The organism is Rickettsiales endosymbiont of Peranema trichophorum, assembly GCF_004210275.1.
Classification (GTDB): domain Bacteria; phylum Pseudomonadota; class Alphaproteobacteria; order Rickettsiales; family Midichloriaceae; genus RICK02.
In genome coordinates this window covers 1-5,429 of the sequence record NZ_SCFA01000012.1, presented here as the reverse complement: position 1 = coordinate 5,429, position 5,429 = coordinate 1, and the positions used below count along the sequence as shown (strand labels likewise).

Sequence of the window (5,429 nt, the reverse complement as noted above, 5' to 3'; positions counted from 1 at the left end):
TACTACGAGAAGATGGTGGAGCTAATGCGTGGTATACTAGGTCAAGCCCTCAAGGATAACAGCTACCTCACAAAAGCCGTAGTTACGGGAATAGCACGTATCTCGCAGGAAAGTCTGTTCTCTGGATTGAACAATATAGAAGTATACTCCTTATTGCGAGAAGATTATGGCCAATATTTTGGATTTACCGAAGAAGAAGTGCTCAAGCTCTTGGAGGCAACAAAACAACCCATATCGATTAGTGAGATAAAAGAATGGTACAACGGCTATCAAATAGGCAGACACGTATTATACAATCCATGGTCTATAATAAAATGTTTAAAGAACCATGGCGAGTTAGATGAATACTGGGTCAACACGTCGAGCAACCAATTGATAGGCGATCTATTAAGGAAAGCAAAACCAGAAGTGAAGAAGGCCTTTGAAGACCTGTTGCAAGGAAAAGTGATACAACAAGCATTATCGGAAAATCTGGTATTTCCCGATATACGGAAGAAGGCAGAAGCTTTGTGGAGCTTGTTGTTATACGCTGGGTATTTAAAGGTGCTTCGTAAGGAGCGACAAGGCAACAAGCTGATATGTCATTTATCTATACCCAACAAAGAGGTGAGCTTTGTATACGATGACATAGTAGACGATTGGTTTAGCAGAGGAGTAAGCTTGAACTCATACGAGAGCTTTGTAAGAAGTTTAGCGGATGGGGATGTGGAGAAATTTAAGCTGTACATCTCAAGCTATATCATACAAAGCGGCAGCTACTTTGATTTTAACAAGAACACTCCTGAGCAGGTATTTCATGTGTTTATATTGGGTCTTGTGGTGGGGCTTAGAGGAGAGTACGACATTCAATCAAACAAAGAGGCGGGTCTAGGGAGATGCGACGTAGCCTTAATACCAAAGGATATCACTAGAGCTGGCATACTTTTGGAGTTTAAGACCAGTGATAGCCTAGAGACCCTTCATGAAAAAGCTGAGGAGGCCTTGAAGCAAATCAAAGAGCGTCAGTACATAGAGATGTGCAAGCAAAAGGGGGTCAAGGAGGTTTTAGCAATAGGCCTTGCATTTTGCGGTAAGCACATGGAACTGGTGTATGGGTCTGAACAAATCACATGTATTGAGAGCAGCTGATGAAGCTGGTGTTTCATGTAAAATGTGCTATGTTGACTTTCAATGTGTTTTAAACCTTTAAAAATATGAGCAACGACTGCAAGTGTAGCCCTATAAAACTCCAGCTTATGTTGCTTTTAAGCTTTGTTCTTATAGTGTCCGGACTACTTTTACTTCAGGAAGATGCATTTCGTGAGGATGCAATTGAATCAAGGGTTGGTACCATTACTCCACAAACAGATGAATGACTCAATTAAAGTCTGTAACGCAATGCTCAGCAAAGGCATGGGGGGTATAGAGCAAGCCTTCCTTGACTACTCGCAAATGCTACGGCTACGTGGTATGTCTGTGGTATCCATTGTCCGTTCGGGCTCAAAGGTTGCAAAAGGGGCGGAATCCCCCTGCTACGAGGTTCACAATTTTTGTAAATTTGACCCGTTTACAATTCTTAACTTAAAGAGAATTTTAAAAAAGGAATCTCCGCATCTGATTATCACACACGGTACAAGAGCTGCAAGCTTGTTTCAAAAAGCAGCGGGAGAAATACCCGTGATCTCTCTATGTCATAACCACAGCTATCGAGCTTTGCTAAAAAGTAATTTTATAATCGCGGTATCTGAGCACTTAAGAGATGAAGTGATATGCGGTGGCTACGATGCGAACAACATAGTAACAATACCCAACATGGTCACTGTCGAACCGCACTTGCAATTTACGGCACCACAACTGCGCCCTGTTCCAGTTATAGGTGCAATTGGAAGGTTTGTAAAAAAGAAGGGCTTTGACCTATTTATTCGTGCATTAAGCATACTAAAAGCCAGAAAAATCAAATTTTCTGCTGTGCTTGGTGGTGACGGCGAAGAATGTGATGAGCTAAAGAGGCTTGCCGACACACTAAACTTATCAAATGAACTGAGGTTCATCGGCTGGGTAGCAGACAAACAGTCATTTTATGACGGAATAGACATCTTCTGCTTACCATCAATAGACGAACCATTTGGTATAGTGATACTTGAGGCGTTTAAACATTCAAAGGCCGTCATTGCTACAAGATCTGGAGGCCCTTCACACATCATTCAAAGCGATTATAACGGCATATTATGTGCTGCAGGGAATGCTAGTGAACTTGCGGATCGCATTCAATCCCTGATTGCCTCACCTCAACTAGTGTACGATATCGCACAACACGGCTTTCAAACGGTTATGGAGCGGTATTCACAAGACATCGTCTCACAGCGTTTACAAGAGGTAGTTGCGAACCAAGTACACACCAACTGCAAGTGACACTGAATGCTTCATCGCTTTGATGGAAAGATAAAAACAATCATTGACAGCAGCTGTACAGTAAAGCTAAGCTCTAAAATGCTATGATTACAAACAATACGTTTACGATATGCAAGGAAAAAGTGAAGTTGCGAAAGAAATCGATAACATCTTGAACGATATCAAAGAAACGATCACATCCCCTCAGAGCAAGCTTAATACCAATATTTTGGAACTGACGGATGTAGTAAAGTCTGGAGAACAGATTGGCGACGATAAGCGGAGCACTTTGAGTTCGGAGCAACAACCTACGCTTAAACATGAAGCTACGTCTGATGTTGTTACCGAGATACGGCAAATGCTCAAGGCCCTTACAGAAAGCACACTTCATAGCACCAAACCTTTGGACCATTCCAAGACCTTAGAAGAAGTGATCGTGGAAATGCTTCACCCTAAGCTAGACAAGTGGCTAGACACCAATTTACAAAAAATCGTAGAAGATGTCATAGAAAGAAAAATTGAAAGGTTATATGAGGCAAAGTAGCACAAATTTTTTTACATTCATCGCGTGTATCGGTCTTGCAGAGTTCGCTTTTGCAACATCGCAGTCTGAGTCTTTTTTCAAAGAGATTGCAACGCTTGATGAAAAAGTACAAAGCCGTTTTGATCAAAAGCCAGCCAATCAATCAACCATCAACGCCGTTTCAAATTTAGACAATAAGCCAGAGGAGCACACTTCAAGTCAGGCACCAGCTGGTCCCACGGAGATAAAAACTACAGAACCAAAGGCAGAGCCTCAAGTCATCGCTCCTCCTGGGCCTACCATAGCGCCTACTCTACCACCTCCTCCTACGCCTCCCAAAACTCCACCGGCCAAACCAAAGCCCCAGGCTATCAAGCTCAAGTCTAAGGAATTTGAAGACTTTAAAACTGCTGTGAACCAACAAAAAATACCGTACATTCAAGCCAGGAAGGTGTACGACTATCGCAATCAGAAGCCTTCTCCAAGCATTAACAAACGGGAGTATGGTCCTAACAATCAACATCTACCGACTGCCTTGTATCAGGAGAAGTACACCGAATACCTATTTGATGCGGTTGATAAAAGCAGCATAGGCGATGTGAGGGCTTTGCTTGGTAGAAGAGCTAACATCAATGCTCGAGACGTTAAAAACGGCTACACTCCTCTAATGTACGCTGTTCAAAATCACGATGAAAAGATTTACAAGTACCTCATATTGAAGGGTGCGGATTTAAACATACAAGCAAACGACGGCAAAACGGCCTTGCACATAGCGGTACTGTCTGATGACCTTAATGCGATGACGACGCTAATAGACAGCGGCATAGACTACACCATCCTTGACAAAAACAACAAGAGGGCCTTGCAGTACAGCACGACGCATAGTGAGACAATAGGTATGTTGATAGCAAAGAAGGCGGACAACAGTGAACTCATACACTTTGCGGAACTTAACGCAATTGGGGCTGTTCGATATCTGCTTGAGAACGGCGCAAACCCAAACATGACTAACGAAAATGGCGATACTGCTTTAATGTATGCTGTACTTAACAACAATCCGCGCATGGTATCCTTGTTGTTAAAGGGGGGCGCGTCTCCCAACATGACCAATTCTGAATGTAACGATGCTTTCACAATTGCAAAGGCCTACGGTTATCAACACATTTACGATATTTTAACGACATATCAAATTAAAAATGAGTTACAGGCCTCTGAAGCGAAGCCATACGATCTTGAGCAACCTGTAGAGGAGCATGCGCCCTTGGGACCTACATATGATCCAGCGGAGTATCCATCTATGGGATACTTGGAGACACATGCACAGGTGTCTCAAAAAAGGTGCACGCCATTGATTAAGTAGACAAACTCATTGCAATGTCTATAGAAACATGTTCATCTCCCAAATCCTCATGAGTTTCTTTCGTTTAAGCAAGCCGAGGTTTTGGAGGACCATCAATGTCGTCTCTATTTTGTTACTGCCACTGTCGCTTATATACTTGGCAATTGTATGCTTGCGATACTTTCTTGCAAAGCCTGTAAAGCTTTCGGTGCCCGTTATATGCGTCGGGAATGCTGTGGTCGGCGGAAGCGGTAAAACGCCTATCGCAATCGCAATCGCACGATATCTACAAGCTCAAGGCCGTAACGTAGCATTTGCCTCAAGAGGCTATATGGGCCACAGCAGCACTAGCAAGAACAGCATTGCTGTCACCTCTCAAGATTACAAGGTTGTCGGGGATGAGGCGCTGCTACTAGCACGTGTAGCTAACACATTTGTTGGAGCTAACAAACAGGCAGTAGCAAGTGATGCGACAAAAAACGGTGCTCAAGTCGTGATTTTAGACGATGGCTTACAAAATCATAGCATTGCCAAGACTTTTTCAATCTTAGTTGTCAATTTATCGTATCAATTTGGCAATCACATGGTCTTACCATCTGGTCCTCTACGTGAGCCGCTTGCTTTGAGCCTAGCTAAAGCGGACTGTATTCTCACAACCGGAGAGGCTTCAGAAGAGGAGCATGTGAGGCTTGCAAATTTACGTTACGGCCTACCTGTTTTTAAGGCGAACCTGGTAGTTACCAATGCTAAAGAAATCTCAAATGGCACCTTTTTGGTGTTGGCTGGCATTGCTGAACCAGAGAGGTTTTTAAACACATTGAAAGGCCTCAACATAACGATGAAGGATGTGTTCATCTTTGGTGATCATCACATCTACACAGATGCTGAGTTTAACGCCATCTTTGAAATCAGCCAAAAAACCGGCATCAAGGTATTAACCACGAGCAAGGATTACGTCAAAATACCGAAGCACTACTTACAACACACAACATGCCTGGAGATAGCGTATGAGCTACCACAGGAATTCCTAGCCTTACTAGACCTATTGCCTAGCTCATTCTGAGTGGTTATACCAAGTCCATTCGTCAAAAGTCTAGATTTTGAATATCTGTATTAGAGTGCTGGTCTCAATTTCCGTGCGATTTATGTTTTTTGCAAAGGCTTATAGCCAAATGTTGACGTTTGAGGTGCAATATG

At 43.0% G+C, this 5,429-nt stretch carries 6 protein-coding genes; all 6 read left to right on the top strand.

Features of this window, described 5'->3' with window-relative positions; genetic code table 11:
* Positions 1–1,128 (top strand): PD-(D/E)XK nuclease domain-containing protein (locus tag EDM53_RS00550; RefSeq protein WP_165379506.1); only part of this gene is annotated, 1,128 nt, incomplete at its 5' end.
* Positions 1,129–1,193: 65 nt separating this feature from the next.
* Positions 1,194–1,355: a hypothetical protein gene (locus EDM53_RS06005; RefSeq protein WP_165379505.1), complete on the top strand. Its 162-nt coding sequence runs from the start codon at positions 1,194–1,196 to the stop codon at positions 1,353–1,355.
* Positions 1,356–1,377: 22 nt separating this feature from the next.
* The gene (locus tag EDM53_RS00545; RefSeq protein WP_207215385.1) at positions 1,378–2,391 is read left to right on the top strand and encodes a glycosyltransferase family 4 protein; all 1,014 of its coding nucleotides are present in this window, start codon (positions 1,378–1,380) and stop codon (positions 2,389–2,391) included.
* A 109-nt stretch (positions 2,392–2,500) separates the two neighbouring features.
* Positions 2,501–2,914 carry a DUF2497 domain-containing protein gene (locus tag EDM53_RS00540; RefSeq protein ID WP_130121385.1) on the top strand — a complete coding sequence of 138 codons (414 nt, stop codon included), beginning with the start codon at positions 2,501–2,503 and terminating at the stop codon, positions 2,912–2,914.
* A complete protein-coding gene (locus EDM53_RS00535) occupies positions 2,901–4,253 on the top strand; it encodes an ankyrin repeat domain-containing protein (RefSeq protein ID WP_130121383.1) in 1,353 nt (450 codons plus the stop codon). Before EDM53_RS00540 ends, EDM53_RS00535 begins: the two co-directional genes overlap by 14 nt.
* 28 nt (positions 4,254–4,281) lie before the next feature.
* A complete protein-coding gene (gene lpxK / locus EDM53_RS00530) occupies positions 4,282–5,295 on the top strand; it encodes a tetraacyldisaccharide 4'-kinase (RefSeq protein ID WP_130121381.1) in 1,014 nt (337 codons plus the stop codon).
* The last annotated feature ends 134 nt before the right edge of the window (positions 5,296–5,429 follow it).